Genomic DNA, 24,986 nt, shown 5'->3' with positions numbered 1-24,986 from the left:
AGTCGAGGGCCCTCTCCGTTACGCGGAGGGGGCCCTCCGCTACTCGACCGCCGGCCAGACGTCCGGCCGTGAGCCGTCGAGGTCGGTGAAGCCGTACTCGCGGGCGAGTTCGGCGGAGGTGACCGAGCGCTGGTTCCAGCGGGCGCGGTGGCGGTCGGCGGCCAGGGCGGCGACGGCCCGGCCGACGAACCGGGGCGACTCGGAGAGGGCGAAGCCGGGCGGGGCGGCCGCCTCGCGCCAGTTCTCCTCGGTGACGCCGAACGCGTCGAGCATCATCTCCGAGCGCAGCCAGCCCGGCGTGATCGCCACGGCCGTCCCCCCGTACGGCTTGAGCTCATGGCCCTGGGAGAACGCGAGCCGGTTCACCGCGACCTTGGCCAGGTCGTAGAAGACGGAGAGCCGGTAGCGGGAGGCGTTGTACTCGGTGGTGCCGTCGGTCACCTCGACCAGCAGACCGCCGGGCTGCCCGATCAGCAGCGGCAGCAGGTGGTGGGAGGTGATGAGGTGGGTGTCGACGGCGAGCCGGAGCAGACGCAGACCGGCGTCGAGGTCGTGCTCCCAGACGGGGGTGTTCCAGTCGGCCGGGCCGCCCTTGAGGAGTTCGCCGCCCCAGATGTCGTTGACCAGCACGTCGAGCCGGCCGTACTCGTCGGAGATCCGCCCGGCCAGGGCCCGCACCTGGACCGGGTCCAGGTGGTCGACGGCGACGGCCACACCGGTGCCGCCGAGTCGGGTGACGAGTTCGGCGGTCTCCTCGACGGTCTCGGGGCGGTCGTAGTCGGACGGCATCGGGTTCGTACGGCTGCTGCGGCCGGTGCACAGGACCGTGGCGCCCGCCTCGCCGAGGGCGGCCGCGATGCCGCGTCCGGCGCCCCGGGTCGCCCCGGCCACCACCGCCACCCGTCCGTGCAGCGGCCGTCGTCCGTTTGTCGCGCCCACCGGTCGGTCGTCCACGCTCGGAGTGTGCCAGCCGGGCGGGCGCCGATTACCGATCCGGGCGCGTATTCGACAGGATGGGCGCATGACCGAGATCCACACCCCCCGTCTGCTCCTGCGCCGCTGGGACGAGGACGACCTCATCGCCATGGCCGACATCAACGCGGACCCCGCTGTCATGCAGTGGACCGGCGACGGCTCGGTACGCGATCTGGAGCAGACCGCCGACGACATCGAGCGCTGGGAGGAGGAGTGGGACGAGGAGGGCTTCGGGCTCTTCGCCGTCGAACTCCTCGGCTCGGGCGAGCTCGCCGGGTTCACCGGTCTGACCCTGCCCACCTCCCTGCCCGAGCTCATGCCCACCACGGGCATCTGCTGGCGCCTTGGACGGCAGTTCTGGGGGCAGGGGTACGCGTCGGAGGCCGCGCACGCGTCGCTGGAGTTCGCGCTCCAGGACCGGGGGCTCGACCGGGTCGTCGGCGTCGCCCGGGTGGGCGACACCGCCTCCGCGAACGTGCTGCGCAAGCTCGGCATGGCCCCGGAGCGCACGATGACGCACCCGGAGTACGGCCATGACCTGGCGGTGCACTCGATCGACCTCACGGAGTACGAGGGTTAATTCTCGCCGGGCCCCGGCGCCGGGTGGACGCCCGGCTGGTACTTGGGGAGTCGGACCGTGATCTTCATTCCGGCCCCCACCGCCGTCTCGATGACCAGGCCGTGCCCGTCTCCGTACACCTGGCGCAGCCGGTCGTCGACGTTGGACAGGCCGATGCCGCCGGACGCGCCCGCCTCGCCCGCGAGGATGCGGCGCAGCCGGTCGGGGTCCATCCCGACGCCGTTGTCCTCGATGACGACCAGCGCCTCGGACCCGGCGTCCCGCGCGGTGATGTCGATATGGCTCCGGTCCTGCGGAGCGGCGCTGCCCTCCAGGCCGTGTTTGACCGCGTTCTCGACGAGCGGTTGCAGACACAGGAACGGCAGCGTCACGGGCAGCACCTCGGGGGCGATCTGGAGCGTCACCGAAAGGCGCTCGCCGAACCGGGCGCGGACCAGCGCCAGGTACTGGTCGATGGCGTGCAGTTCCTCGGCGAGCGTGGTGAAGTCGCCGTGCCTGCGGAACGAGTAGCGGGTGAAGTCGGCGAATTCCAGGAGCAGTTCACGCGCCCGGTCCGGATCGGTGCGGACGAACGAGGCGATCACGGCCAGCGAGTTGAAGATGAAGTGCGGGGAGATCTGCGCCCGCAGCGCCCTGATCTCGGCCTCGATCAGCCGGGTGCGGGAGCGGTCGAGGTCGGCGAGTTCCAGCTGGACCGAGACCCACCGGGCGACTTCGGCAACCGCCCGCACCAGCACGGCGGACTCGCGCGGCGCGCAGGCGACGAGCGCGCCGTGCACGCGGTCGTCGACGGTGAGCGGGGCGACGACCGCCCAGCGCAGGGCGCAGCCGTCGTCGTCGCAGCGGATACGGAACGCCTCGCCCCGGCCGCTCTCGCGGATCCGGGCGAGCCGCTCCAGAATTTCGGCGCTGTGGTGCTCCCCCGCCCCGTCCCAGGTCAGCACGGTATTGCGGTCGGTGAGGCAGAGCGCGTCCGTGCCGAGCAGGGTGCGCAGGCCGCGCGCGGCCCGGCGGGCGGTGTCGTGGGTGAGCCCGGCCCGCAGCGGGGGCGCGGCCAGGGACGCGGTGTGCAGGGTCTGGAAGGTGGCGTGCTCGACCGGGGTGCCGAGGTCCCCGAGCCCGGGCCGACGCGCGGTGCGCCGCCCGGCCCAGAACCCGACGGCGACCAGCGGGAGCGCCGCCGCGGACATCCCGGCCAGGAACCCGATCACGGCTGCGCCTCCCGGGGTGCGGGGCCGCCGTACAACGCTTCCGGCAGATGGAAGCGGGCCAGTATCGCGGCCGTGCCGGGCGGGATACGGCCCGGGGTGGCGAGCGAGACGAGCACCATCGTCAGAAAGCCGAGCGGCACCGACCAGAGCGCGGGCCAGGCGAGCAGCGCGCGCAGTGGCCCGCCGCCGGGCAGTCCCGCCATGGTGGCCGTGACCGCGCACAGCGCCGAGCCGCCGCCCATGACCATTCCGGCGACCGCGCCCGGCGGGGTGAGCCCGCGCCACCAGATGCCGAGCACGAGCAGCGGGCAGAACGAGGACGCGGAGACTGCGAACGCCAGGCCCACCGCGTCGGCCACCGGCAGCTTCGCCGTTCCGCTCGCCGCGAGCGGTACGGCGACGGCGAGCACGGTGGCCAGGCGGAAGTGCCGCACTCCCCGGTGGCGTACTCCCCAGTGCCGTACTCCCCGTGCGGGCAGCACGTCCTGGGTGAGGACGCCCGCCACCGCCATGGTCAGCCCGGACGCGGTGGACAGGAACGCCGCGAACGCGCCGCCCGCCAGCAGCGCCCCGAGCAGATTCCCGCCGACCCCGCCGATCACCAGATGCGGCAGGACGAGCACGGCCGCGTCGGCCTGTCCGGTGAGGGTGAGCTCGGGCGCGTACAGCCTGCCGAGTGCGCCGTAGACGGGCGGAAGCAGGTAGAAGGCGCCGATCAGGCCGAGCACGACGACAGTGGTGCGGCGGGCGGCGACACCGTGCGGGCTGGTGTAGAAGCGGACCACCACATGCGGCAGTCCCATGGTGCCGAGGAAGGTGGCGACGATCAGGCCGTACGTGGCGTACAGCGGGCGCTCCGGACGCGCGTGGGCGGGCCGGGCGTCCGCGTCGGTGGTCGGGACCGGGTCTCCGGTGGCGAACACCAGGCGGGTGCCGCGCTCCACGCGATGGGTCCCGGCGGGCAGCAGGATCCGCTCGGCGCTGCGGCGGGTGCCGTCGACCGTGCCGGTCGCGGTGACGGTGAGCGGACGGGCGAGCCGCATGTCGAGGGTGTCGTCGACGCGTACGGTCCGCTGCTCGCGGAAGGCGGGCGGCTCGTCGAACGCGACGCGCGGGGTGCCGTCGCTGTGCCAGGCGAGCAGCAGGAAGAGCGCGGGCACCAGGAGCGCGGTGAGTTTGAGCCAGTACTGGAAGGCCTGCACGAAGGTGACGCTGCGCATGCCGCCCGCGGCCACGGTGGCGACGACGACCACCGCGACGAGCACCCCGCCGAACCAGCGCGGCGCGCCCGTGAGCACCTTCAGGGTCAGCCCAGCGCCCTGGAGTTGGGGCAGCAGATAGAGCCAGCCCACGCCGACGACGAGGGCCGCCGCGAACCGCCGTACGGAACGCGATTCGAGCCGGGCCTCGGCGAAGTCGGGCAGGGTGTACGCGCCGGAGCGGCGCAGCGGGGCCGCGACGAACACGAGGAGCACGAGATAGCCCGCCGTGTAGCCGACGGGGTACCAGAGCATGTCGGGGCCCTGGACGAGGACGAGGCCCGCGATGCCGAGGAACGAGGCGGCGGAGAGGTATTCGCCGCTGATCGCGGCCGCGTTGAGGCGGGGTCCGACCGTGCGCGAGGCCACGTAGAAGTCGGAGGTGGTGCGGGAGACCCGCAGGCCGAGCGCGCCGACGAGGACGGTGGCGACGACCACGAGCGCCACGGCCGGTACGGCGTAGTTCTGGTTCACGGCTCACGTTCCTCGGCGGCCGGGCGCGGTCAGCGGTCCTCGACGAGGCGCGCGAAGTCCCGCTCGTTGCGCTCGGCGCGCCGTACGTACCAGCGGCCGAGCAGCACGAGCGGCGCGTAGACGCCGAAGCCGAGCACGCCCCACACCAGCCCCGGGTCGTCCCGCCGCGCGGCGAACACCAGCGGCAGCGGCCCGACGAGCAGCACCAGAACGGCGAACACCGCGAGTCCGGTGAGGAGTTGACTGCGCATCAGGGAGCGCACATAGGTGTGGCCGAGAGTGGTCTGCTCGTCGATCTCGGTACGGGGACGGTAGCCGCCGGCCGTGCGGGCCCGCCGGGGCACCCCGGTGACGACTTCACGGCGTTCCGCCGGATCCTGCGGCACGGCTGCCCCCTCAGACTCTCCGACGCCAAAAGTCCCCTCGCCGCCAGAGACTAGTCGCGGTGGCGCAACGTGAGACTAGTCGCGGTAGCGCAGGAGCAGCATGGCCGCGTCGTCGAGGAGCGGGCCGCCGGTGTGCAGCATCAGGTCCTGGCGCAGCAGGGCGAGCGCGGTCTCCGGGTCGGGGTGGTCGAGCAGTTGGGTGCGCTGGTGCAGCGGATAGAAGGCGCCCGCGCGGTCGCGTGCCTCGGTGACGCCGTCGGTGTAGAGGAGGAGCTGGTCGCCGGGACCGAAGTCGACGTGGTGCGGCTGGGGCCCCTCGCCCGGCAGCAGCCCCAGTCCCAGCGGCAGGGCGTACTGGGGCGGTTCGGGGAAGCCGACCTCGCCGTCCGCGCGCAGCAGCACCGGCAGCGGATGCCCGTAGTTGAGCAGCACCGCGCCCCGTTCCGGGGTGAGCTCGGCGATGAGCGCGGTGACGAACTTCTCGCCGCGCAACGAGCGTTCGGCCGCGCGCTCGACCCGCTCGCCGACGCCTTTGAGGTCGGGTTCATCGTGCGCGGCCTCCCGGAAGGCGCCTAGGACGGCGGCCGCGGTCTCCACCGCCTCCAGGCCCTTGCCCTGGACGTCCCCGATGATCACCCGCACGCCCTCCGGCGCCGCGACCACTTCGTACAGATCGCCACCGATCCTCGCCTCGGCGACCGCCGAGGTGTACGAGACGGCCGCCCGCAGATGTCCGGCGCTGCGCGGCACCGGGCGCAGCAGGACCCGCTGGGCGACCTCGGCGATGGACCGCACACTGGCGAGCTCCCGCTCGCGCCGCTGACGCATCACGGCCGCGACCACGCCCGCGATGGTCACCCCGACGACGGAGGCGAGCGCGGCGAAGCCCCGGCGCTCCTGGAACAGCCCGTTGTACAGCCCGAGCCCACAGCCCACGAGCAGGGCCACCGCACCGACCGCCACCGTCCGCCGCCAGCCGCCCACCAGGCCCGCGAAGGCCGGGCCGAGCGAGACGAGGGCGAGCAGCCCGATGCCGGGCCCGGCCGCGACGTCGACGAACGCGACCACCGCCATGACGGCGTACGGCAGGACCAGGAGCACGCCCGTGCCCGATCTTCGCGCCATGCCGCCTCACCCCTCCCGGTACGGAGAGCCGCCGTGCCCTCTCAGTCCCCGGTGACACGCGTTCCGAATCACCCCGACCACTTGTCGGATGACCCGCACATCCATACCTATGTATATTAGGAATGAACCTAGGAGCCCTAGGAAACGATGCATTGCGGAGGGGCGGGCGCATGGCGCGTGCGGGACTGACGGCCGACCGGGTCACGGCGGCCGCCGCGGACCTGGCCGACGAGATCGGCTTCGAGAAGGTCACCCTGTCGGCCGTGGCACGCCACTTCGGGGTCAAGGACGCGAGCCTGTACTCACACGTCCGGAACGTGCGGGAGCTGCGGACCCGGGTGGCGCTGCTGGCGGGCGGCGAGATGATCGACAGGATCGCCGTCGCGGTGGCGGGCCGGTCCGGCGAGGACGCGCTGTTCGCGTTCGCCGACGCGTACCGCGCGTACGCCGTCGAGCACCCCGGGCGGTACGCGGCGACCCAGATCAGCATCGACCCCGAGGCCGCCGCCGGATCGGCCGCGCTGCGCCGGACCGCCGAGATCACGTACGGGATGCTGCGCGGCTACGGTCTCGCCGAGCCGGACCTCACGGACGCCGTACGCCTGCTGCGCAGCACCTTCCACGGCTTCAGCACGATCGCCGCCCAGGGCGGCTTCAACCACGCGCGGGACGTGGAGACTTCGTGGCGGCGGGCCGTCGCCGCGCTGCACATCGCGCTCGAACACTGGCCTTCACCGGCCGGAGGGGGAAACGACCATGCCTGAGCTGCGCGTACCCGACGCGACCCTGCACTACGAGATACGCGGCACCGGTCCCGTACTCCTGATGATCCCGGGCGGCGGCGGGGACACCGGCACCTTCGACATCGTGGGCGCGTACCTCGCGGACCGGTTCACCGTGGTCGCCGTCGACCCGCGCGGCAAGTCCCGCAGCGCGCCGCACGAGCAGGGCCTGGACCAGCGCGTCGAGGTCCACAGCGACGACATGCGCCGCCTGCTCGACGAAGTCTCCCCGGGCGGGCCCGCGTTCGTGTTCGGCACCAGCTCGGGCGCGATCACCGCGCTCGACCTGCTGGCCCGACACCCGCAGCGGCTGCGCCGCGTCGTCGCCCACGAGCCGCCGACGCTGGGCCTGCTCCCCGACGCTGACCGCTGGCACACGGCCTTCGCCGAGGTCGTCGACGCGTTCCGCCGCGACGGCCTGGGCGCGGCCATGGCCGTACTCGGCGCCGCAGCGGGCGAGGAGACCCCCGACGAGCCGGACACCCCCGGCGCACCCGAGCCCGACCCCGACCGGATGCGGCGCACGATCGCGAACATGCCGCAGTTCGTGGAACGCGAACTGCGGCAGTTCAGCGGCCATATGCCGGACCTGACTGCACTGGCAACGCACGCCGACCGCCTGATCCCGGCCGCCGGAATCGCCTCCCGCGGCCTGCTGTTGGCCCGCCCGGCGACGGTACTCGCCGAGCGATTCGGCACTGACGTCGTCGAATTCCCGGGCGGGCACGTCGGGTTGAGCACGCATCCAGTGAGGTTCGCGGAGACGCTGCGGCAAGCGCTGTGTTCCGGCGCACCTACAAGGGGCGCGGGGAACTGCGCGACCAGCCAAGCACGGTCCGCAGCCGAATAACCCCGGAAAGGGTCTGGACCAACCCGTTGACCGATTGGTCCAGACCTTCTACCGTGCGCAGCAATCCACCCTGCCCCATCCCCCACGGCACCAGGGAGGAACCATGTACATACCGCTGCGCCGAAGACTCCTCGCACTGCTCGGCGCCGTACTGCTGCCCGCCGCAGTCCTCACGGGCCTCACCGCAACGCCCGCACAAGCGGCCGGCGGACTCACCGCCTCCTTCACCACCCAGGACAACGGCTCCTGGTGGAAGGGGACATACATCATCCACAACACCACCGCCTCCCCCATCACCGGCTGGACCCTGGAGTTCGACCTCCCCACCGGCGTCACCATCAGCGGCCACTACAACGGCGACGCGACCGTCAGCGGCCGCCACGTGACCGTGAAGAACGCGTACTACAACGCCACGGTCCCGGCCAACTCGACGACGGAGCCGTACAGTTACTGGTTCGTGGCGAGCGGCCCGATAGGCACCCCCACCGCCTGCACGGTCAACGGCGACAAGTGCGACGGCACCCCCGATGTGCCGCCCTCGGCACCCGGCACACCCACGGTCACTTCGGTCACCGCACACACCGTCTCGCTCGGCTGGACCGCCGCGACCGCGGGCGACTACCCGGTCGCCTCGTACGACGTCCTGAACGGCGGCGGCACGGTCGTGGCCACCGCGAGCGCCACCTCGGCCACCGTCTCCGGGCTCACCCCGGCCACCGCGTACAACTTCACCGTGCGCGCCAGGGACACCCGGGGCAACACCGGACCGCGGAGCGCGGCGGTCAGCGCGACGACCACCGACCCGGCGTCCGACCCGGTCCCGCCGACCGCGCCCACCAACTTGCGCTCCACGGGCCGGAGTTCGACGAGTGTGAGCCTCGCCTGGGACGCGTCGACCGACAACGTGGGCGTGGTGGCGTACGACGTGTATCGCGATGGCACGCTGTCCCAGACCGTCCCGGGCACGACGCTCGCGGCGACCGTCGGCGGGCTGACCCCGGCCACGTCGTACACCTTCATCGTGAGGGCCCGCGACGCGGCGGACAACGCGTCGGCCGCTTCCGGCGCCCTCGCCGTCACCACCGACGACCAGGCGGGCAGCGGAAAATATCTGAGGGTCGGCTACTTCGCGCAGTGGGGCATCTACGGGCGCCAGTACTTCGTGAAGAACCTCGACACCTCGGGTTCGGCCGCGAAGCTGGACGTCGTCAACTACGCCTTCGAGAACCTCGATCCGGTCAATCTGACCTGCTTGGCCGGGGTCACCCAGGGCGTCGGGGCCAATCCGCAGGACCCCGACCAGGGCACCGGCGCGGGCGACGCGGACGCCGACTACGGCCGGGCGTTCAGCGCCGACCAGTCCGTCGACGGGGTCGCCGACGACGGATACGCCAAACTCCGGGGCAACTTCAACCAGTTGAAGAAACTGAAGGCCAAGTACCCGAACCTCAAGGTCGTCGTCTCGCTCGGCGGCTGGACGTACTCCAAGTTCTTCACCGACGCGGCCGCCACCGACGCCTCGCGCAAGAAGTTCGTCTCGTCCTGCGTGGACGTATGGATCAAGGGCAATCTGCCCGTCTACAACGGCGCGGGCGGCCCCGCCACCGGTGCCGGGATCTTCGACGGCATCGACCTCGACTGGGAGTGGCCCGGCTCGCCCGACGGCCACGCGGGCAACCACTACTCCACGGCCGACAAAGCCAATCTCGCCCTGCTGCTCGCCGAGTTCCGCAAGCAGCTCGACGAGGTCGGCGGCTCGCACAAGCTGCTCACCGCGTTCACCCCGGCCGACCCGGCCAAGATCGCGCAGGGCTGGGACCTCACCAAGGTCTTCTCCTCACTCGACTTCGCCAATGTGCAGGGGTACGACTTCCACGGCGCCGGAAGCGACAACTCCTGGGAGCCGAACCGCACCGGCCACCAGGCGAACCTCTACCCCGACGCCCAGGACCCGTACGCCACGCACTTCAGCGTGGACGCGGCCGTGCACGCGTATCTGGACGCGGGGGTCAACCCCCGCAAGATCACTGTGGGGTTCCCGTTCTACGGGCGCGGCTGGCAGAGCGTCGCCGACGGCGGGGCGCACGGCGCGTGGCAGTCCGCCAACGGGGCCGCGCCCGGCCAGTTCCCCGAGGAGGCGGGGGTGCGCGGCTACAACAACCTGATCACCGGTGTGCCGGGCCTCACCGTCTACCACGACGAGCAGTCCGTCTCGACGTACGCGTACACCGGGTCGGGCGGACAATGGTGGACCTTCGACGACGCCTGGTCGATCGGTCAGAAGACGGCCTATCTCAAGTCCAAGGGGCTGCTGGGCGCCATGGTGTGGGAGATGTCGGGCGACACTCCGGGTGGCACGTTGATGAGCGCGCTGGCCGGGGGTCTCGGCTGATCCTCGCCGCAATGCCCCAGCTCACCCGATGGCGCGGAACGCGAGCACGGCGTTGTGCCCGCCGAACCCGAACGAGTCGCTGAGCGCGATGTCGCCGTCGAGCGGCAGCGAGCGCGGGCAGCGCCGCACGACGTCGAGGGCGATCCCGTCCTCGACGTCGTCGCATCCGGCCGTGGGCGGAACGAGCCCGTCCCGCAGCGCCAGTACGGTCGCGATGGCCTCCACTCCGCCGGCGCCGCCCTGGAGGTGGCCGAGCGCGCCCTTGTTCGCGGTGACCGGGACGTCGGGGGCGTGGGCGCCGAGGACCCTGCCGAGGGCGCGGGCTTCGGCGCGGTCGCCCTCGACGGTGGCCGTGGCGTGGGCGTTGACGTGCACGACGTCCGCCGCCGTGGCGTCCGCGTCGGCGAGGGCCGCCCGCAGCGCGGCCTCGATGCCCCGGCCGCTCGGTTCGGGCGCCACCATGTGGAAGGCGTCGGCGGACAGACCCCACCCGGCGGCCTCGCAGTAGATGTGCGCGCCACGCGCTCTGGCGTGTTCCTCGGCCTCCAGGACGAGTACGCCGGCACCCTCTCCGAGCACGAATCCGTCGCGGTTCTTGTCGAACGGGCGGGAGGCGGACGCCGGTTCATCGTTGCGAGTGGAAACGGCCCGCATCGCCGCGAAGGACGCCAGGATCGCCGGGACGATCACCGCCTCCGCGCCGCCGGTCACCATCAGGTCGACATGTCCGGCACGGATGCGGTCGATGGCGTGCCCGATCGCCTCGGTACCGGAGGCGCAGGCCGAGACCAGCGTGCTGGCCTCGCCCCGGATGTCGAGGTCCATGGAGATCTGGGCGGCGCAGGAGGACGGCACGGTCATCGGCGCGGTGAACGGCGACACCCCGCGCGGACCCCGCTCCGCGAGGCGACGCTGGCCGTCGACGAGCACCGGCGCACCGCCGATGATCGTCCCCATCGACACTCCGGTCCGGGTGGGCAACAGCCCGCTGGCACGAGTGCCCTCAAGATCCAGACCGGCGTCCCGCCAGGCCTCGCGCGCGGCCACCACGGCCAGTTGCGCGGACCGGTTCATCCGCCGCGCCACCGTCCTGGGCAGCAACTGAGCCGGGTCGACGGCGGCCACGGCGGCGAGCCGCACCGGCAGCCCGTCGAACTCCTCGCCCGTCACCACACCCACCGCCGACCGCCCCGACAGCAGGCCCTGCCACAGTCCGGGCACATCGGGTCCGAGCGGGGTGAGCGCGCCGAGCCCGGTCACCACGACCCGCCGCCGGCCCGGACCCGGGCCGTCCGGCTTGGGGAGCTGTGAAGGGTCGACCCGGACCGTGCGCACCACCTGCCGCGCCCGCCGGGAAACAAGGCGCTCCTGGTCCGGGCCGCCGTGCACGGGGCGCAGCACGAGCCGGGTGCGGGCCTCGCTGGCGGGCGCGGTGCGCATCACCACATGCCAGCTGTCGACGCCGGTGGCGATCACGTCGCCGGGTACGAGTTCCCCCGTCGTGAGGAGACAGCACTCCCCGCCCATCACCTGGTCTTCGCTCATCGCCGCTTCCTGAGTTAGCACGTGTGAACGCTTCAAGGTCAACATGCCCAGTGTAGAGAGTCGATAAATCGACCTGCCGATATCGCCCCGCATCCGCCGCACCAGGTGGCCGCACGCATGGCGCGGACGCGCTCTTCCCCGCAGTCCGACCAGTCGGTACGGTTCGCCGCATGCCCTCTACGACTGAGCCCGTGCCGCCGGTCCACGGCCACTGCGACCCCCGCTTCTCGGCGGTCCGCACCGCCTTCGAGGAGAACTTCCGCGACCGCGCCGAGCTGGGCGCGGCGGTCACCGTCCTCGTCGACGGCGAGAGCGTCGTCGACCTGTGGGCGGGCTGGGCCGACGCCGCCCGCACCCGCCCCTGGGAGCGGGACACCGTGGTCAATGTGTGGTCCACCACGAAGGGGGTGACCGCGCTCTGCGCCCATCTGCTGGCCGACCGGGGACTGCTCGACCTGGACGCGCCGGTCGCCGCGTACTGGCCCGAGTTCGCGGCCACGGGCAAGGAGTCCGTACGCGTACGCCATCTGCTCGCGCATCGCGCGGGCCTCGCCGGGCTGCGCGAGCCGCACACCCTCGCGCAGCTCTACGACTGGGAGCTGACCACCGCGCGCCTCGCCGCGACCGAGCCCTGGTGGGAGCCGGGCACCCGGTCCGGGTATCACGCCTTCACCTACGGCTATCTGGTCGGTGAAGTGGTCCGGCGGGTCACCGGACTGCTGCCCGGCGCGTTTCTGCAGCAGGAGATCACCGGGCCGCTCGGCATCGACTTCACGGTCGGGCTGGACGAGAAGGAGGCCGGGCGCGCTGCCGAGCTGGTCCAGCCGCCGATCTCCGACAACAGTGAACTGGCCGCGCTGTTCGCCAAGTTGGAGCCGGTGGCCGAGGCCGCGCTCGGCAATCCGTTCGTGGGGGCCGCCGACGCCAACAGCCCCGAGTGGCGGGCCGCCGAGATCCCGGCGGCCAACGGCCACGGCACCGCCCGCGCGGTCGCAGCGCTCTACGGGATCCTCGCGCGCGGCGGCCGCTGCGGCGAGCGGCAGGTCATCTCGCCCGAGGCCGCCGAGCGGGTCCGCGAGGGCCAGGGCCGCTGCCGCGACCTGGTGACCGGCGCGGGGTTCCCGCACGAGACGGAGCTCGGCCTCGGCCTCTGGCTGAGCGGCGCCAACGGCTCGTACGGCCCGAACCCGCGCGCGGTCGGGCACGACGGCTTCGGCGGCTCCTGCGGCCTCGCCGACCCGGAGGCCGGGATCTCCCTCGGCTATGTCATGAACCGCATGGGCTGGCACATCGCCGACGACCCGCGCAAGATGGCGCTGATCGACGCGGTGTACAGCGCGCTCTGACGTATGCGATGACTCAAGGGCGGCCCGCCGCCGGGACCGCCTCGCCGCGCCCCACCGGCCCGGGCGCGGTGCCGTCGCCGAACGGCCTGCCGCCCAGCTCCGCGCGGTGATGGGGCGTCAGCCACCCTGAGAGGTCCGGGCCTGCGGGCACGATGCCGGTCGGGTTGATGCTGGAGTGCACGAGGTAGTAGTGCCGTTTGATGTGGTCGAAGTCGACCGTGTCGCCGAACCCCGGAGTCTGGAAGAGGTCACGGGCGTACGCCCAGAGCACCCGGTCCTCCGTCAGCTTGGACCGGTTGCACTTGAAGTGGCCGTGGTAGACGGCGTCGAACCGTACGAGCGTGGTGAACAGGCGGATGTCCGCCTCGGTGATGGTGTCGCCGACCAGATAGCGGCGCCCGGCGAGCCGTTCGGAGAGCAGGCCGAGCCGGCGGAACACATCGCCGTAGGCGTCCTCGTACTCGTCCTGCTCGATGGCGAAACCGGCCCGGTACACCCCGTTGTTGACGTCCCGGTAGACGCCCGCCATGACCTCGTCGATCTCGTCGCGCAGCCGCTCGGGGTAGAGGTCGGGGGCCCCGTCGCGGTGCAGCGCGCGCCACTCGGTGGCCAGGTCCAGGGTGATCCGCTGGAAGTCGTTGGTGACCAGCTTCCCGCTGGGCACGTCCACGATCGCGGGGACGCTGACGCCTCCGGAATAGCCGTGCTCACGGGCTTCGTACGCCTCACTGAGGTAGCGGATGCCCAGGACCGGGTCGCGGCCGTCCGGATACAGCGTGAAGCGCCAGCTGCGGTCGTCCTGGATGGGGTCGGCGACCGACAGCGACAGCGCGTCCTCCAGGCCGAGCAGCCGCCGGGAGACCAGGGCGCGGCTCGCCCAGGGGCAGGCCCGGCTGACGACCAGCCGGTAGCGGCCGTGCTCGACGGGCCAGCCGTCGCGCCCGTCGGCGGTGATGCGGTCGGCGAAGTGGCTCCGGGAGCGCGTGAAGCGCTTCGTCCCGTATCCCGCGTTGCCGCAGGTGCCCTCGAAACCCGCTGTGTCGCTGTCGTCGGGGCGGCTCATCCCCGTCTCCTTCCCGCTGGACTCGCGTACATCCTGCGAGCCTTCCCCGCGAGCGGGGTTCGCCCCGCGGAATGAGCCGCCCGGTGGAACCGCTGTCCCCCGTCAGGCCCTAGCTGAGCGGGTCGAGGGTGACGTACGCCTGCTGCGGATTGCCGTCGTTGACCAGCGACTCGTGGTGGCCGACGTCGTCGAAGGCGAACGCGTACGCCTTCGCGTCGGCCATCCGCGCATGGATCTCACGGGCGTACTGGTTGGTCACCGTGTCCTGGTAGAAGTTCGCGGCGCTCGGGTCCGGCTGGTTGGGGTTGACCAGCAGCGTGGAGCGGTTGTAGCCCGCGCAGAGCGTGCGGGAGACCGGTCCCCGTACGAGGTCGTTGGGCGCGTCGAGGAGCTTGTAGCAGCCGAAGACGCTGTCGGCGTCGGGCTTGTGGAAGCTGGTGACGACCGCGCCCGCGCTGTTGGTGAAGTTCATGGTGGTGCCAGAGACACGGCCGGAGTACTTGGTGTTCGGCTGGTCCGCGAAGGGCGTGACGGTCAGCGTCGAGGTGCTGTACTTCTGCCAGACCCGGTTGATGTAGTCGTCCATGACGGTGTTCGCGAGCGCGCCGGTCTCGATGCCGTGGCCGGGGGACAGCGCGCGCAGGATCGTTCCGTCGGACCTGGTCTGGATCAGCTTGCCCCAGCCGCCGGGCTTCGCCTTGAGCGCGCTGAACAGACCGCTGTAACCGCCGGGCTTGAGATGGCCGGTGGACGCGGTGGTGCCGTCGGCGCGTTTGACGCCCACGGCGTAGGGGGCCGAGAACATATCGACCTGTGTGCTGTTGAGCCACAGTCCGGAGTCGTTGAGTGTGTACTCGGACCAGTTGAAGAGGATGTTCCGGTTGGGGTCGCCGGGGTTCTGCACCGCGGGCTGCACCAGACCGCCGGTGGTCAGCTTGAAGACCAGCTTCTGGCCGTAGCTGAAGTAGATCCGGCCCGAGAACTTGGGTATCCGGATCGTCGTCGAGTGCCCGGTGGCCGGTCCCGCGATCGAGGCGTCGGGGGCCGGGGTGGGCGGGTTGCCCCCGGCGGGCCAGGGATGGAAGGTGCCGTTCGCGTCGGCCCAGCCCTGCTGTCCGGTCGAGAGCAGCGTTCCGAGGTTGTAGATGTAGACCGGTTCGCCGCGCCCGGAGTTGTTGGTGAAGGTGAGCGGAATGGTCGAGGGCACCGCGGCCGTGGTGGGGGCGGCGGCGCCGGTGGCCGTGCCGGCCGCCGCGACGAGCACGGCGGCGACCAGGGGTGCCAGCAGCTTCTTCTGTGGAGACACGCTCCAACTCCTCATCAGATTCGGTGGGTTCCGTGGGGGAGGCACCGCAAGGAGGAATCACCCCCTCCGACCCGTGAGAGCGCTCTCAGAATCGTGGCCGGGAGGGGGTGTGTCAATGAGCGTGCGTCAAATTCCTTGAGGGAGAAGGAGAGTTGGGTGCGGTACTGCGTTCACTTCCTGTGCCGAGTTACGGGATGTGTACGCCCCCGATGACCCGGCCCCGGTCCACCCAGCCACCGTGGCCGTCGCCGCCCGCCCAGGCGTGGACGGAGGCGGCGTTGGTCGCCGGGTCGGCCAGGACGTAGTCGGCGTTGCCGTCGCCGGTGACGTCGGCGAGGGAGACGCGCGCGGCGTCGGTGGTGAAGCCGGTGGTCGTGTTGCCCAGGTCGACCCAGCTGCCCCGGCCGTCGCCGCCCCGATTGAGGAAGCTGCGGACGGCGCCGTTCGCCGTGATCACGTTGTAGTCGGGGCGGCCGTCGTCGTCGAGGTCGGCGAAGCGCACCCGGCTCGCGTCGGCGGTCACGCCGGTGGCGACCCGGCCCCAGTCCAGCCAGCCGCCGTGGCCGTCGCCGCCCCGGTTGAGCTTGACCCGTACCTCGCCGGTGGCGCCGATCGTCACATAGTCGGTGCGGCCGTCGCCGTCGAAGTCCGCGAACACCACACGGCTCGCGTCGGCCGTCGTCCCGGCGGTCACGATGCCGAGCGGCTTCCAGCCGCCGTGGCCGTCTCCGCCCCGGTTGAGATAGACGCGTACGGCGCCGCTCGGGTCCAGGACGAGGGCGTCGGCGCGGCCGTCGCCGTCGAAGTCGGCGAACCGCAGCCGGGCCGGGTCGTTGGTGACGCCGTGCAGGACCCGGCCGAGCGACTTCCAGCCGCCCCGGCCGTCGCCGCCCCGGTTGAGGCGCACGGAGACCGAGCCCTTGGAGTCGACGGTCACGTAGTCCATCCTCCGGTCGCCGTCGAAGTCGGCCCAGCGCACCTTGCCCGTGCCGCCCGCCTCGGTACCGGCGCCGAGCGCGGGTCCGCCGGACTCCCAGCCCTCGCGCCACACGGCGTTGAGCGGCTGGTAGAACGCCCAGGCCATCCGCAGGAACCCGGCGTCGTTGGGGTGGAGCTGGTCGGTGAACTGGGCCTGGGTGAGCGCGGGCGGCTCCACATAGCGGAACTTCTGCCCCTCCTGCCGCTCCGTCTCCTCCAGCTCCTTGGCCCGTACGTTGAACGCCTTGGCGGGCTCCTCCAGGCCGCTGGTGGTCGGGATGAGGCCCATCACCAGGACGGTGACGCCCGGCTTGTCCGCGTAGATCCGGTCGACCAGGGCGGCGAGGCGGTCGGGTGCGTGCGGCAGGTCGATGCCGCGGGCGATGTCGTTGATCCCGATGTGCAGCAGGACGACGTCGGGCCGGGCGCCGGCCATCCAGCCGTCGATGCCCGCGGTGAGCTGGTCGATGACGTAACCGCTGTGGCCCTCGTTGGAGAAGTCGGGGAGGCTGCCGGACGCCTTGGAACCGACGAACCGTACGGAGTACCGCTTTTCGAGGTTCAGGATCTTGTACAGCGGCCGCCGGTACGAGGAGAGGGTGGGGCTGCCGCCGCCCCAGGTGATCGAGTCGCCGAGCGGCATCACACGCAGTACGGGAGTGCCCTTCTGCGTCGCGGCCGAGGGGCTCGCGGGCAGCGCCGCCAGGGAGAACGCGCCGACGAGTGCGAACAGAGAGCTGGCCAACCGGATACGTCTCATGTTTCCTCCAGTCGGGAAGGCGCCTGCGGCGCCCTCTCTTGACGGGGCATCAGTTGCCACGGCGGCTCGTGCGAGCACCACCGTCTCGCGTGTTCTTGTACAGCAGGAGAACCCGGCCGGTGCGGCTGACGGCGCCCGTCTTGACGCAGGTTGCACAAAGGAACGCCCCCTTGCCCGCATGACGCGCCGCGCGCACGGTACTTGCAGGACGAGAACGCGCGGATCTCGCGCCCTGCCCATTCACCCCAGGCGTCTAGGAGGTGGCTTCGTATGACGGAGCCGATCAGCCCGACCGTTGAGAAACCCGACACCGACGAATACCGCACGGGCACAACCGGCACCACCCTGCAGACCGCGCGCAGCGGTGCCGGTCAGCCACCCGCGACCCGGGGCCGCACGACCATCGCGGGCGGCGTGGTGGAGAAGATCGCCGGGCTCGCGGCGCGCGAGGTGCCGGGCATCCACGCGCTGGGCGGCGGATTCGCCCGCACCATCGGCGCGATGCGCGACCGGGTGCCGCGCTCGCGGGCCGCGGTGAGCCGGGGCGTGAAGGTCGAGGTCGGCGAGCGGCAGACCGCGATCGACCTGGACGTCGTGGTGGAGTACGGCGTGAGCATCACCGCGGTCGCGGCCGAGGTGCGGGAGAACGTGATCGCGGCGGTGGAGCGGATGACCGGCCTTGAGGTCGTCGAGGTCAACATCTCGGTCGACGACGTCCATCTGCCGGACGACGGCGGGTCCGAGGGCGGCGAGGTCCGCGTGCAGTAGCGGCGTCCGCCGCTGTTACACGTCCGGGGCCGCCGAGGTGGCACGGTGGTCCCGGACGCGGCGCCCGATCACCGTGGGGGAGCCCGGGCGCTTGACGGACTGGCCGACGATCACCGTGTCCATCCGGCTGATGCCGAGGCCGCTCAGATCGTCCGAAACGAATCGGTAGAGCGCCGCCAGATCGCGCACCCAGACGGCCGCGTGCAGATTGAACGGGCCGGTCGTCGCGAACGCGCCGTGCACGGCGGGATGGGCGGCCAGCGCGCGGCCCGCCGCGTCGAGGCGGTCCGGGGGCACTTCGAGCATCACATTGGCGTCGATGGCGAGCCCCAACAGCCGTACGTCGACGGCCACTTGGGTGAGCAGTCGGCCTTCTGCGACGAGCCGGGCGATACGGCGCCGGACCGTGGACTCCGGCTGCCCGGTCCGGGCAGCGACCGTCGCGGCGGCCGCGCGGGCGTCGGCGGTGAGCTCGGCGAGGACGGCACGGTCCAGTTCGTCGTACGCGGGGCCGTCGGCCGGGGTGGACCGGGGCGGGGTGAGCGCGGCCCGTTCGGCGGCGCTCAGCACGTCGTGGCGCCACTCGAACGCGTAACGGAAGGCGTGCAGCACGGTCGCCGCGTTGACCGAGGTGACGGCCTGGGTGGCGGGCAACTGACCGAAGAGCAGCGGATCGCGCGAGCCGGGCTCGGTGCGGGCCACCGCCCCGATCTCGTCGCCGGACGCGCTGACGTCGATGAACGGCACGTCCGGGCGGGCCGCGAGCGCCGCCGTGATCGTGTCGAGCTTGCCCCGGAGCACCTTGATGCGGAGCAGCACCGCACCGATGGTGTCCGGCACGGCGGGCAGCGCGACGACCCGTACCGCGCCGTCCGCCATGAGCGCGCGCCAACGCCGCCCCACCGTGCGGGCGCTGATCCCCAACACCTCACCCGCCCGTTCGGCGCCGAGGCGGCCGTCGCACTGGAGGGCCGCGATCAGCCGCTGATCATGCAAGTCGAGTACCTGAACCGCTGAATTCGACGCCATAAAGTGCATCATCGCTCATTCTCGCGGCCATGAGCACCCGTACCGCTCCCCGCCCACCCACCATGGAGACATCAACCCGACACCATGCCCCCCAACAGGAGCCCTCCATGCCGTACGCACACCTGCTCGCGCCGATGACCGACGCCGCCGTGGAGGCGGGCGAGTTGCTGCTCTCGGCGGAGCGCCCGGCGCGGGCCACGACGTTCGAGGAGTTCAAGTCGGCGTTCATGACGGCCGAGGCTCCTCTGGTGGCCGCGCTGCGGCCGCGTCTGGAGGCGGCGCGGCCGGGGGTGGCATGGGCCGACGAGATGGACACCGTGCTGCCGCGCGAGGGCGAGGTGTGGGTGGTCGACGCGATCGACGGGGCGGTGCAGTTCCTCCAGGACATGCCGCAGTACTGCGTGAGCATCACGCTCGTACGCGACCGAGTGCCGGTGGCGGCGGTGCTCCACTGCCCGCGCCTCGGCGAGACCTACCAGGCGGCCGCCGGGCACGGGGCCACCCGCGACGGAGTGCCGCTCGCCCCGTCCGGGAAGCGGGAGTTGGCGGCGGCGGTCGTGGCGACCAGCACTCCCCCGTTCGTCGCCACACAGCCGGGCGTCGCCGAGGCGGCGGGGCGCTCGTACACCGCCGTCGCCCCGGCCGTCGCCGCCGTGCGCAACCTCGGCCCGACCACCTGGCAGATCGCCGACACCGCGGCCGGACGCCTGGACGCCTTCTGGCAGTTCGGCCGCGACGACACCAATCTGCTGCCGGGCGCGCTGCTCGCCCAGGAGGCGGGCGCGCTGGTCACGGACGCGGCGGGTCAGCCATGGCAGGCGGGCGCGACCGGCTTCCTGGCCGCACCGGCCGCGCTCCACGCCCAGCTCCTGCCCCTGCTCCAGAGCTGATGTCGCGTCAGTCGCCGAGCTCTACCGGGATCTCCTGGTAGCCGAACGCGATGAACGACGGGACCTGGCTCAACTCGTCTGCCTTGGTGGCGAGTCGGAGGTCCGGGTAGCGGTCGAAGAGGGCCGGAAGGGCCGTCAGGGCCTCCATCCGGGCCAACGGGGCGCCGATGCAGCGGTGGACGCCGATGCCGAAGGCCAGGTGGTCGTCGGCGGCGCGGGTCGCGTCGAAGGCGCCGGCGTCCTCGCCGTAGTGGGCCGGGTCGTGACCGGCGGCGGCGTACGTGGTGACGATGGCGTCGCCCGCCGGGATGGTGACCCCGTCGATGGTGATGTCGGTGACGGCGAACCGCAGCGGCAGCGTGGCGATGGACGGGTGGACCCGCAGCACCTCGTCGACCACCTGGTCCCAGCTGATCTCCCCGGCCCGTACGGCAGCGAGCTGGTCGGGGTGTTCGAGGAGGTCGACGACGGCGTTGCCGATGAGGTTGACGGTCGTCTCGAAGCCCGCGCCGATGACGAGCAGCAGGGTGTAGACGAGCTCCTCGTTGCTGAGCCGGTCGCCGTCCTCGTCCCGTACCTTGATCAGCTCGGTGGTCATGTCGTCGCCGGGCACCTCGCTCTTGAACGCGATGAGCGAGGGCAGCACCGTGGCGATCTGCCGCTGGACGGACTCGCCGTGCTCGGGGCTGGGGTCGGAGGTGTCCATGATGTCGGCGATCAGCTTGGCCATGTCCTTGACCAAGTAGCCGGGCACACCGAAGAGTTCGCAGATCAGCCGCATCGGCAGCGGGTGGGCGTAACCGGCCTTGAGGTCGACCGGGTTCCCGGACGCGGCCTCCTGGGCCAGGCCGTCGAGGAGTTCGGCGGTGATCTGCTCCACCCGGGCGCGCATCGCCTCGGTGCGCCGGGCCGTGAAGCTGGGGGCGACGAGCTTGCGCAGCCGGGTGTGGTCGGCGCCGTACGTGGAGAGCATGTTGATCACGCCGACCCAGCCCAGGATCCAGCCCCAGTCGGGGTGTTCGCCGAGCTCCGGCCAGAGCGCCCAGTGACGGCGCGGGTCCTTGCTGACCTGGGGGTCGAGGATCAGCTTCTTGAGGGTGTCGTACCGCGTGGGCGCCCAGGCGGGGATGCCTCCGGGCAGCTCGACGGGGACCACCGGGCCCAGGGCGCGCAGCCGGGCGCTCTCGGCCGGGATGTCGGCGCCGAACGGGTCGAGGGGCACACGCGTGGACGAGGTCATGCTCGGTCTCCTGGCTGGTCGGGGGTGCGCGGGGTGAAGCGGACGGGCAGCGCCGTCAGGGAGCGGTGGAACGGTCCGGGGCGCCAGGTCAGGCGCTCGCGCGGGGTGGTCGGGTCGAGGTCCGGGAGCCACTGGGTGAGGCGTTCGATGGCCTCGGTCGCGATCAGCAGGGTGTGCTGCTTGACCGGGCAGCCGTGGTTCCCGGCCGACCAGGACAGGTGCGAGGCGTCGTGCCGGTGGTGGGCCCCGGCGAACTCCCGCTCGGCGAAGTGGCCGAGCGCGCCGAAGGAGACGACCACGGGCACGGCGGCCTGGACCCAGACGCCGTGGAAGCTCAGCGACTCGCGGGCGAAGTGGATGCCGTAGTTGGACAGCGGCGTCTCGTAGCGCAGCACCTCGGCGACGGCGTCCGCGACCGGGCGCGAGCCACTGGTGAGGGTGGAGTAGTAGGCGGGGTTGCCGAGGATGCGCGACAGGGCGTTGGAGACGAGGTTGGCGGTCGGCTCGTGGCCCGCGCCGAGGGTGAGGAACACCTGCCAGGTGACCTCCTCGGGGGTGAGGGCCGCCGGGTGGTCGAGGAGCCGGCTGGTCAGGTCCTCGCCGCGCTGCGCGCTCTTGGCGGCGACGAGTTCGAGGACGTAACGGCCGTACTCCATCTCGCCGTTGGCCGCCTGGGCGCCGCCCTCCATCATCTGGCCGAGCGCGTCGTTGAGGCGGCCGCTCTCGCTGTCGGGCAGGCCGAAGAGGTTGTTGAAGATCAGCGCCATCAGGGGGCGGGCGAAGTCGGCGACGAGGTCGGCGCTTCCGGCCGGGCCGAACCGGCCGACCAGGATGTCCACGGCCCGGTGCACCCGCTCGCGCAGGTCGTGCGGCTCCACCAGGTCGAAGGCGTCGAGCAGGGTGCGCCGGTAGCGGATGTGCGCGTCGCCGTCGGCGAACAGCGCGTTGGGCCGCCAGCGCATCATGCCGAGGATCGGCGAGTCCTCGGCGACGGTGGACTCCCAGGGCCTGGGGTCGTGCGACCAGGTGTCCGGGTCGTGCAGCAGGTCGAGGGCCGCGCGCCGGTCGGTGACCACGTACGCGGGGACGCCCGGGGCGAGTTCGGCCCAGCCGATCGGGCCCTGCGCCCGCAGCGCCGCGTAGTAGGCGTGCGGGTCGGCGGCGAAGCCCTCCTCCCAGAGCCGCACCGGCGCGGAGAGCGAGAAGGCGGCTGCGGGGGCGGGGTATGCGGGGTGGGCGTTCACCGGGTCTCCGGACGGTTGCGGGCGATCAGGTGCTGGACGAGGGCGAGCAGCGCGTCGATGGAGGAGTTGGTGTCGCGGGCGTCGCAGATCACCATCGGGGTGCCGGGCTCCAGATCGAGCGAGCGGCGCAGCTGTTCCTCGGTGTAGGGGCGGGAGTCGGGGAAGGTGTTGAGGGCGACCGCGTACGGCAGTCCGGTCTCCTCGACCAGGCCGAGCACGTCGAAGGAGTCGTCGATACGTCGGGTGTCGACCAGGACGAGCGCGCCGAGCGCGCCGTAGGCGATGTCCGCCCACAGCGAGCGGAACCGTTCCTGCCCGGGGGTGCCGAAGAGGTAGAGCACCACTCCCCCGCCCAGGCTGATCCGGCCGAAGTCGATGGCGACGGTGGTGGTGGTCTTGTCCCGTACGCCGGCGAGGTCGTCCACCGCGACGGACGCCTCGCTCAGATGCTCCTCGGTGTGCAGCGGGCGGATCTCGGAGACCGAGTCGATCAGCGTGGTCTTGCCCACCCCGAAGGGGCCCGCGACGATGATCTTCACCAACTCGCGGGCGGTGTCGGGCAGATGGATCCCGGCGGCCCCCCTCGCACCGGTGGAGCCGGGACTACTGCTTGAGGGCGCGGAGGCCATCGGCCACTCTCTTCAAGAGGTCGGGGGCGGGCAGGGCGGCGGCGGGGACCGGCGGGCGGGCGCTCACCAGACCCTGGTCGACGAGGTCGGCGGCGAGCACGCGCACGGCGGAGACCGGGAGTTCGAGCAGGGCCGCGGTCTCCACCACGGTGAGCGACCCGCCGTCCAGGACGTCGAGCAGGGCGTGCTGGGCGGCGGGCAGCCCGGCGGGCTCGGGCCCGCCCCCGCCGGTCAGCACCGAGAGCCGCTCCAGACTGTTGCGGCTCGGCCGGGCGACGCCGCCGGTGGACAGATAGGCGGGGACCAGCGGACGGCCGCCGCTACGGGCGGTCATGCCTGGACGGCGCCGTCGGCTCCGCGGGGCGCGGCCGCCATGGTCTTCTCGCCGAGCCGGGCCACCTGGGAGTGGACGCGGTGGGCGAGCAGGTCGAGCCGGACCTCCGGGTCGCCGTAGGCGGCCACACAGGTGCCGTGCGCGGTGGGCGCGACCAGGATGTAGCCGTGGTCGGACTCGATGACGACCTGGCGGATCCGGGCGTCGTCCTGGTCGGCGAAGGCGGCCGCGGCGGTGCGGCAGGCGCCCTGCACGGTGCTCATGATGGCGGCGGTGCGCTCGGCGGAGGCCTGCGAGAGCGCCTTGGTGTAGCCGGAGACGAGGCCGTCCCGGGTGAGCAGGACGGCGGCCCGCACATGCGGGATCTCCAGGATCGCGTCGAGCACCCACGCCGTCTCGCCGGTGGTTCCGCTGTTCATCGCGGTTCGTTCCCTTCGGTGGGGGCGGCGGAGCGGGCCGCGGCGGTGCCGGACTGCAGCGCGCCGAGCGCGGCGGCGGACTCCTCGGGGGTGCGGGCGGGGGCCGGGGCGGCCTCGGCGGGCAGCGCGACGGCCCGGCTGCGGCGCCGCCGCTGGGGCAGCGCGTCACCGTCGGGCGCGCTCTCGTGGGTGATCGCGCCGCTTGCGTACGGGGCGGGTTCGGGGGTGTACGGGGCCGCGTGGGCCGGGGCGGGCGGGAGCGCGGGGTGCGCGGCGGCCTGCGCCTCGGCCTGGCGCGTCGAGCGCGGGGCGGCCGCGGCGGGCGGGCGCTCGGCCGGGTCGATCCGGCTCAGCAGATGGTTCTTGACCAGCAGCACCGCGCGCACTCCGCCGTACGGCGAGGGCGAGGACAGGTCCACGGAGAGGTCGAACTGCCGGGTGAGCTGGCCGATCGCGGCCAGGCCCATCCGGGGCGGATCGCCCAGCTCGGAAAGGAGGATCGGGTCGGTCCCGGCCACCATCCGCTGCGCGTAGGCACGTTCGTCGGCGTTCATGCCGACCCCGGCGTCGTCGACGGTGACCGAGACGCCGTGGTGGGCGCGCTCCAGGTTCACCACGACCTCGGTGTCGGGCGCGGAGTGGCGCAGCGCGTTGTCGAGCAGTTCGGCGACGATGATCGCGACGGGCTCGACGGCGTGCGAGACGAGCGCGGCGCCCGGCTCCAGATGGTTGTGGACGCGGACCCGGTGGTAGCCGACGAGCCGGGACTGGCCGCCGGTCACCGCGTCCACCAGGTGCGACTCCTCACGGGCGAGCCCGACCCAGGCGCCGCAGACGACTGCGGTGACCTGGGCGCGGCGCAGCGACTGCTCGTTCTCGTGGTCGAGTTCGAAGAGCGTCTGGGCGAGCTCGGGGTCGTCGTAGCGCCGCTGGAGGCCGCGCAGTTGGTCCTGGAGGCGGTAGAGCCCGGCCTGGATCTCACGGGTGGCGCCGCGCATGCCCGCACGGGCGGCGGCGTCGACGCGCTTGCGTTCCTGGGTCACGGCGGCGAGGACGCCTGCGAGCACACCGTCCAGGCCCGCGCCGAGTTCGGTGCCCGCCACATCGGGGTGGAGCGGGCCCGGCACCTGCACATGCGGATGCGCGGCCCGCGTCGCCTCGGCCGCCACGCGCCGCTCGCCGAGATGCGCGACCTCGGCGGCGTACGCCCGGGAGACCCGGCCCACTTCGCCGCGCGCGCCCTCCACCTGGGAGCGCAGCGAGGCCATCTCCTCCTGCTGGCGGGCCTCCCGGCGCCGGGAGCGCAGCAGCCCGCCCCCCAGAACGAACGCGGACAGGGTCCCGGCCGCCAGGCCTCCGGCGGCCAGGTCCGGTATCTCAATCATCTAATGGACCTTCAGG

The 24,986-nt window shown here is 72.4% G+C and carries 23 protein-coding genes; 7 read left to right on the top strand and 16 right to left on the bottom strand.

All coding sequences use genetic code 11. From position 1 onward, the window contains the following. Positions 1 to 39: 39 nt before the first annotated feature. Complete coding sequence (locus ACT1U9_RS28575; RefSeq protein ID WP_444535494.1) at positions 40 to 954, bottom strand: SDR family oxidoreductase; 915 nt, start codon at positions 952 to 954, stop codon at positions 40 to 42. Positions 955 to 1,021: 67 nt separating this feature from the next. On the opposite strand from ACT1U9_RS28575, the gene ACT1U9_RS28570 reads away from it, so the two are divergent. After that, a complete protein-coding gene (locus ACT1U9_RS28570; RefSeq protein WP_444535493.1) occupies positions 1,022 to 1,555 on the top strand; it encodes a GNAT family N-acetyltransferase in 534 nt (177 codons plus the stop codon). Here ACT1U9_RS28570 and ACT1U9_RS28565 read toward each other — a convergent pair. From ACT1U9_RS28565 to ACT1U9_RS28550, 4 genes are all read right to left on the bottom strand, one after another. Next, positions 1,552 to 2,766 (bottom strand): sensor histidine kinase, encoded by a 1,215-nt coding sequence (locus ACT1U9_RS28565; protein WP_444535492.1) that lies wholly within the window; start codon positions 2,764 to 2,766, stop codon positions 1,552 to 1,554. The two genes, ACT1U9_RS28570 and ACT1U9_RS28565, sit on opposite strands and share 4 nt — an antisense overlap. Further along, positions 2,763 to 4,499: a sodium/solute symporter gene (locus ACT1U9_RS28560; RefSeq protein ID WP_444535491.1), complete on the bottom strand. Its 1,737-nt coding sequence runs from the start codon at positions 4,497 to 4,499 to the stop codon at positions 2,763 to 2,765. Before ACT1U9_RS28560 ends, ACT1U9_RS28565 begins: the two co-directional genes overlap by 4 nt. Before the next feature lie 29 nt (positions 4,500 to 4,528). Continuing rightward, entirely contained in the window at positions 4,529 to 4,885 is a 357-nt protein-coding gene (locus ACT1U9_RS28555; RefSeq protein ID WP_444535490.1) for a hypothetical protein, read from the bottom strand. 75 nt (positions 4,886 to 4,960) lie between these two features. Continuing rightward, entirely contained in the window at positions 4,961 to 6,010 is a 1,050-nt protein-coding gene (locus ACT1U9_RS28550; protein WP_444535489.1) for a PP2C family protein-serine/threonine phosphatase, read from the bottom strand. A 170-nt stretch (positions 6,011 to 6,180) separates the two neighbouring features. Between ACT1U9_RS28550 and ACT1U9_RS28545 the strand changes: the two genes are divergently transcribed. From ACT1U9_RS28545 to ACT1U9_RS28535, 3 genes are all read left to right on the top strand, one after another. Next, a complete protein-coding gene (locus tag ACT1U9_RS28545) occupies positions 6,181 to 6,774 on the top strand; it encodes a TetR/AcrR family transcriptional regulator (protein WP_444535488.1) in 594 nt (197 codons plus the stop codon). Further along, a complete protein-coding gene (locus ACT1U9_RS28540; RefSeq protein WP_444535487.1) occupies positions 6,767 to 7,642 on the top strand; it encodes an alpha/beta fold hydrolase in 876 nt (291 codons plus the stop codon). The genes ACT1U9_RS28545 and ACT1U9_RS28540 overlap by 8 nt, the downstream gene beginning before the upstream one ends. Positions 7,643 to 7,745: 103 nt before the next feature. Then, the gene (locus ACT1U9_RS28535) at positions 7,746 to 10,034 is read left to right on the top strand and encodes a glycosyl hydrolase family 18 protein (RefSeq protein WP_444535486.1); all 2,289 of its coding nucleotides are present in this window, start codon (positions 7,746 to 7,748) and stop codon (positions 10,032 to 10,034) included. A gap of 21 nt (positions 10,035 to 10,055) precedes the next feature. On the opposite strand, the gene ACT1U9_RS28530 is transcribed toward ACT1U9_RS28535, so the two are convergent. Further along, entirely contained in the window at positions 10,056 to 11,579 is a 1,524-nt protein-coding gene (locus tag ACT1U9_RS28530; RefSeq protein ID WP_444535485.1) for a beta-ketoacyl-[acyl-carrier-protein] synthase family protein, read from the bottom strand. A gap of 170 nt (positions 11,580 to 11,749) precedes the next feature. On the opposite strand from ACT1U9_RS28530, the gene ACT1U9_RS28525 reads away from it, so the two are divergent. Continuing rightward, the gene (locus ACT1U9_RS28525) at positions 11,750 to 12,925 is read left to right on the top strand and encodes a serine hydrolase domain-containing protein (protein ID WP_444535484.1); all 1,176 of its coding nucleotides are present in this window, start codon (positions 11,750 to 11,752) and stop codon (positions 12,923 to 12,925) included. Positions 12,926 to 12,938: 13 nt separating this feature from the next. Here ACT1U9_RS28525 and ACT1U9_RS28520 read toward each other — a convergent pair whose 3' ends face one another. From ACT1U9_RS28520 to ACT1U9_RS28510, 3 genes are all read right to left on the bottom strand, one after another. Next, entirely contained in the window at positions 12,939 to 13,988 is a 1,050-nt protein-coding gene (locus tag ACT1U9_RS28520) for a glutathione S-transferase family protein (protein WP_444535483.1), read from the bottom strand. Positions 13,989 to 14,097: 109 nt separating this feature from the next. Continuing rightward, complete coding sequence (locus ACT1U9_RS28515) at positions 14,098 to 15,264, bottom strand: glycoside hydrolase family 64 protein (RefSeq protein ID WP_444539273.1); 1,167 nt, start codon at positions 15,262 to 15,264, stop codon at positions 14,098 to 14,100. A 217-nt stretch (positions 15,265 to 15,481) separates the two neighbouring features. Next, positions 15,482 to 17,032, bottom strand: coding sequence for an FG-GAP-like repeat-containing protein (locus ACT1U9_RS28510; RefSeq protein ID WP_444535482.1), 1,551 nt, complete (start codon positions 17,030 to 17,032; stop codon positions 15,482 to 15,484). Between the two features lie 270 nt (positions 17,033 to 17,302). Between ACT1U9_RS28510 and ACT1U9_RS28505 the strand changes: the two genes are divergently transcribed. Next, a complete protein-coding gene (locus ACT1U9_RS28505; RefSeq protein WP_444535481.1) occupies positions 17,303 to 17,800 on the top strand; it encodes an Asp23/Gls24 family envelope stress response protein in 498 nt (165 codons plus the stop codon). Positions 17,801 to 17,815: 15 nt separating this feature from the next. On the opposite strand, the gene ACT1U9_RS28500 is transcribed toward ACT1U9_RS28505, so the two are convergent. Next, a complete protein-coding gene (locus ACT1U9_RS28500) occupies positions 17,816 to 18,796 on the bottom strand; it encodes an AsnC family transcriptional regulator (protein ID WP_444535480.1) in 981 nt (326 codons plus the stop codon). 140 nt (positions 18,797 to 18,936) lie between these two features. On the opposite strand from ACT1U9_RS28500, the gene ACT1U9_RS28495 reads away from it, so the two are divergent. Then, the gene (locus ACT1U9_RS28495) at positions 18,937 to 19,719 is read left to right on the top strand and encodes an inositol monophosphatase family protein (protein ID WP_444535479.1); all 783 of its coding nucleotides are present in this window, start codon (positions 18,937 to 18,939) and stop codon (positions 19,717 to 19,719) included. A 7-nt stretch (positions 19,720 to 19,726) separates the two neighbouring features. On the opposite strand, the gene ACT1U9_RS28490 is transcribed toward ACT1U9_RS28495, so the two are convergent. From ACT1U9_RS28490 to ACT1U9_RS28465, 6 genes are read right to left on the bottom strand one after another with little or no spacing between them, the layout of a single operon-like run. Beyond that, positions 19,727 to 20,959, bottom strand: coding sequence for a cytochrome P450 family protein (locus tag ACT1U9_RS28490; RefSeq protein ID WP_444535478.1), 1,233 nt, complete (start codon positions 20,957 to 20,959; stop codon positions 19,727 to 19,729). After that, positions 20,956 to 22,203 carry a cytochrome P450 gene (locus tag ACT1U9_RS28485; protein ID WP_444535477.1) on the bottom strand — a complete coding sequence of 416 codons (1,248 nt, stop codon included), beginning with the start codon at positions 22,201 to 22,203 and terminating at the stop codon, positions 20,956 to 20,958. Before ACT1U9_RS28485 ends, ACT1U9_RS28490 begins: the two co-directional genes overlap by 4 nt. Then, the gene (locus ACT1U9_RS28480; protein WP_444535476.1) at positions 22,200 to 22,832 is read right to left on the bottom strand and encodes a GTP-binding protein; all 633 of its coding nucleotides are present in this window, start codon (positions 22,830 to 22,832) and stop codon (positions 22,200 to 22,202) included. The genes ACT1U9_RS28485 and ACT1U9_RS28480 overlap by 4 nt, the downstream gene beginning before the upstream one ends. Beyond that, a complete protein-coding gene (locus ACT1U9_RS28475; protein WP_444535475.1) occupies positions 22,807 to 23,166 on the bottom strand; it encodes a DUF742 domain-containing protein in 360 nt (119 codons plus the stop codon). The genes ACT1U9_RS28480 and ACT1U9_RS28475 overlap by 26 nt, the downstream gene beginning before the upstream one ends. Further along, positions 23,163 to 23,585 (bottom strand): roadblock/LC7 domain-containing protein, encoded by a 423-nt coding sequence (locus ACT1U9_RS28470; RefSeq protein ID WP_188275947.1) that lies wholly within the window; start codon positions 23,583 to 23,585, stop codon positions 23,163 to 23,165. The genes ACT1U9_RS28475 and ACT1U9_RS28470 overlap by 4 nt, the downstream gene beginning before the upstream one ends. After that, entirely contained in the window at positions 23,582 to 24,970 is a 1,389-nt protein-coding gene (locus tag ACT1U9_RS28465) for an ATP-binding protein (protein WP_444535474.1), read from the bottom strand. The genes ACT1U9_RS28470 and ACT1U9_RS28465 overlap by 4 nt, the downstream gene beginning before the upstream one ends. Positions 24,971 to 24,986: the final 16 nt, after the last annotated feature.

It is taken from the genome of Streptomyces sp. BR1, assembly GCF_052373795.1.
Classification (GTDB): Bacteria; Actinomycetota; Actinomycetes; order Streptomycetales; family Streptomycetaceae; genus Streptomyces.
Note: the sequence above shows the minus strand (reverse complement) of the source record. Positions and strands in the feature narration are given on the sequence as shown.

Excerpts from the sequence above, each read along its gene's own strand:
- ACT1U9_RS28570 (WP_444535493.1), top strand. The coding sequence starts at position 1,022 with ATGACCGAGATCCACACCCCCCGTCTGCTCCTGCGCCGCTGGGACGAG.
- ACT1U9_RS28550 (WP_444535489.1), bottom strand. The coding sequence starts at position 6,010 with ATGGCGCGAAGATCGGGCACGGGCGTGCTCCTGGTCCTGCCGTACGCC.
- ACT1U9_RS28545 (WP_444535488.1), top strand. The coding sequence starts at position 6,181 with ATGGCGCGTGCGGGACTGACGGCCGACCGGGTCACGGCGGCCGCCGCG.
- ACT1U9_RS28540 (WP_444535487.1), top strand. The coding sequence starts at position 6,767 with ATGCCTGAGCTGCGCGTACCCGACGCGACCCTGCACTACGAGATACGC.
- ACT1U9_RS28535 (WP_444535486.1), top strand. The coding sequence starts at position 7,746 with ATGTACATACCGCTGCGCCGAAGACTCCTCGCACTGCTCGGCGCCGTA.
- ACT1U9_RS28530 (WP_444535485.1), bottom strand. The coding sequence starts at position 11,579 with ATGAGCGAAGACCAGGTGATGGGCGGGGAGTGCTGTCTCCTCACGACG.
- ACT1U9_RS28525 (WP_444535484.1), top strand. The coding sequence starts at position 11,750 with ATGCCCTCTACGACTGAGCCCGTGCCGCCGGTCCACGGCCACTGCGAC.
- ACT1U9_RS28520 (WP_444535483.1), bottom strand. The coding sequence starts at position 13,988 with ATGAGCCGCCCCGACGACAGCGACACAGCGGGTTTCGAGGGCACCTGC.
- ACT1U9_RS28510 (WP_444535482.1), bottom strand. The coding sequence starts at position 17,032 with ATGAGACGTATCCGGTTGGCCAGCTCTCTGTTCGCACTCGTCGGCGCG.
- ACT1U9_RS28505 (WP_444535481.1), top strand. The coding sequence starts at position 17,303 with ATGACGGAGCCGATCAGCCCGACCGTTGAGAAACCCGACACCGACGAA.
- ACT1U9_RS28495 (WP_444535479.1), top strand. The coding sequence starts at position 18,937 with ATGCCGTACGCACACCTGCTCGCGCCGATGACCGACGCCGCCGTGGAG.
- ACT1U9_RS28490 (WP_444535478.1), bottom strand. The coding sequence starts at position 20,959 with ATGACCTCGTCCACGCGTGTGCCCCTCGACCCGTTCGGCGCCGACATC.
- ACT1U9_RS28480 (WP_444535476.1), bottom strand. The coding sequence starts at position 22,832 with ATGGCCTCCGCGCCCTCAAGCAGTAGTCCCGGCTCCACCGGTGCGAGG.
- ACT1U9_RS28475 (WP_444535475.1), bottom strand. The coding sequence starts at position 23,166 with ATGACCGCCCGTAGCGGCGGCCGTCCGCTGGTCCCCGCCTATCTGTCC.
- ACT1U9_RS28470 (WP_188275947.1), bottom strand. The coding sequence starts at position 23,585 with ATGAACAGCGGAACCACCGGCGAGACGGCGTGGGTGCTCGACGCGATC.
- ACT1U9_RS28465 (WP_444535474.1), bottom strand. The coding sequence starts at position 24,970 with ATGATTGAGATACCGGACCTGGCCGCCGGAGGCCTGGCGGCCGGGACC.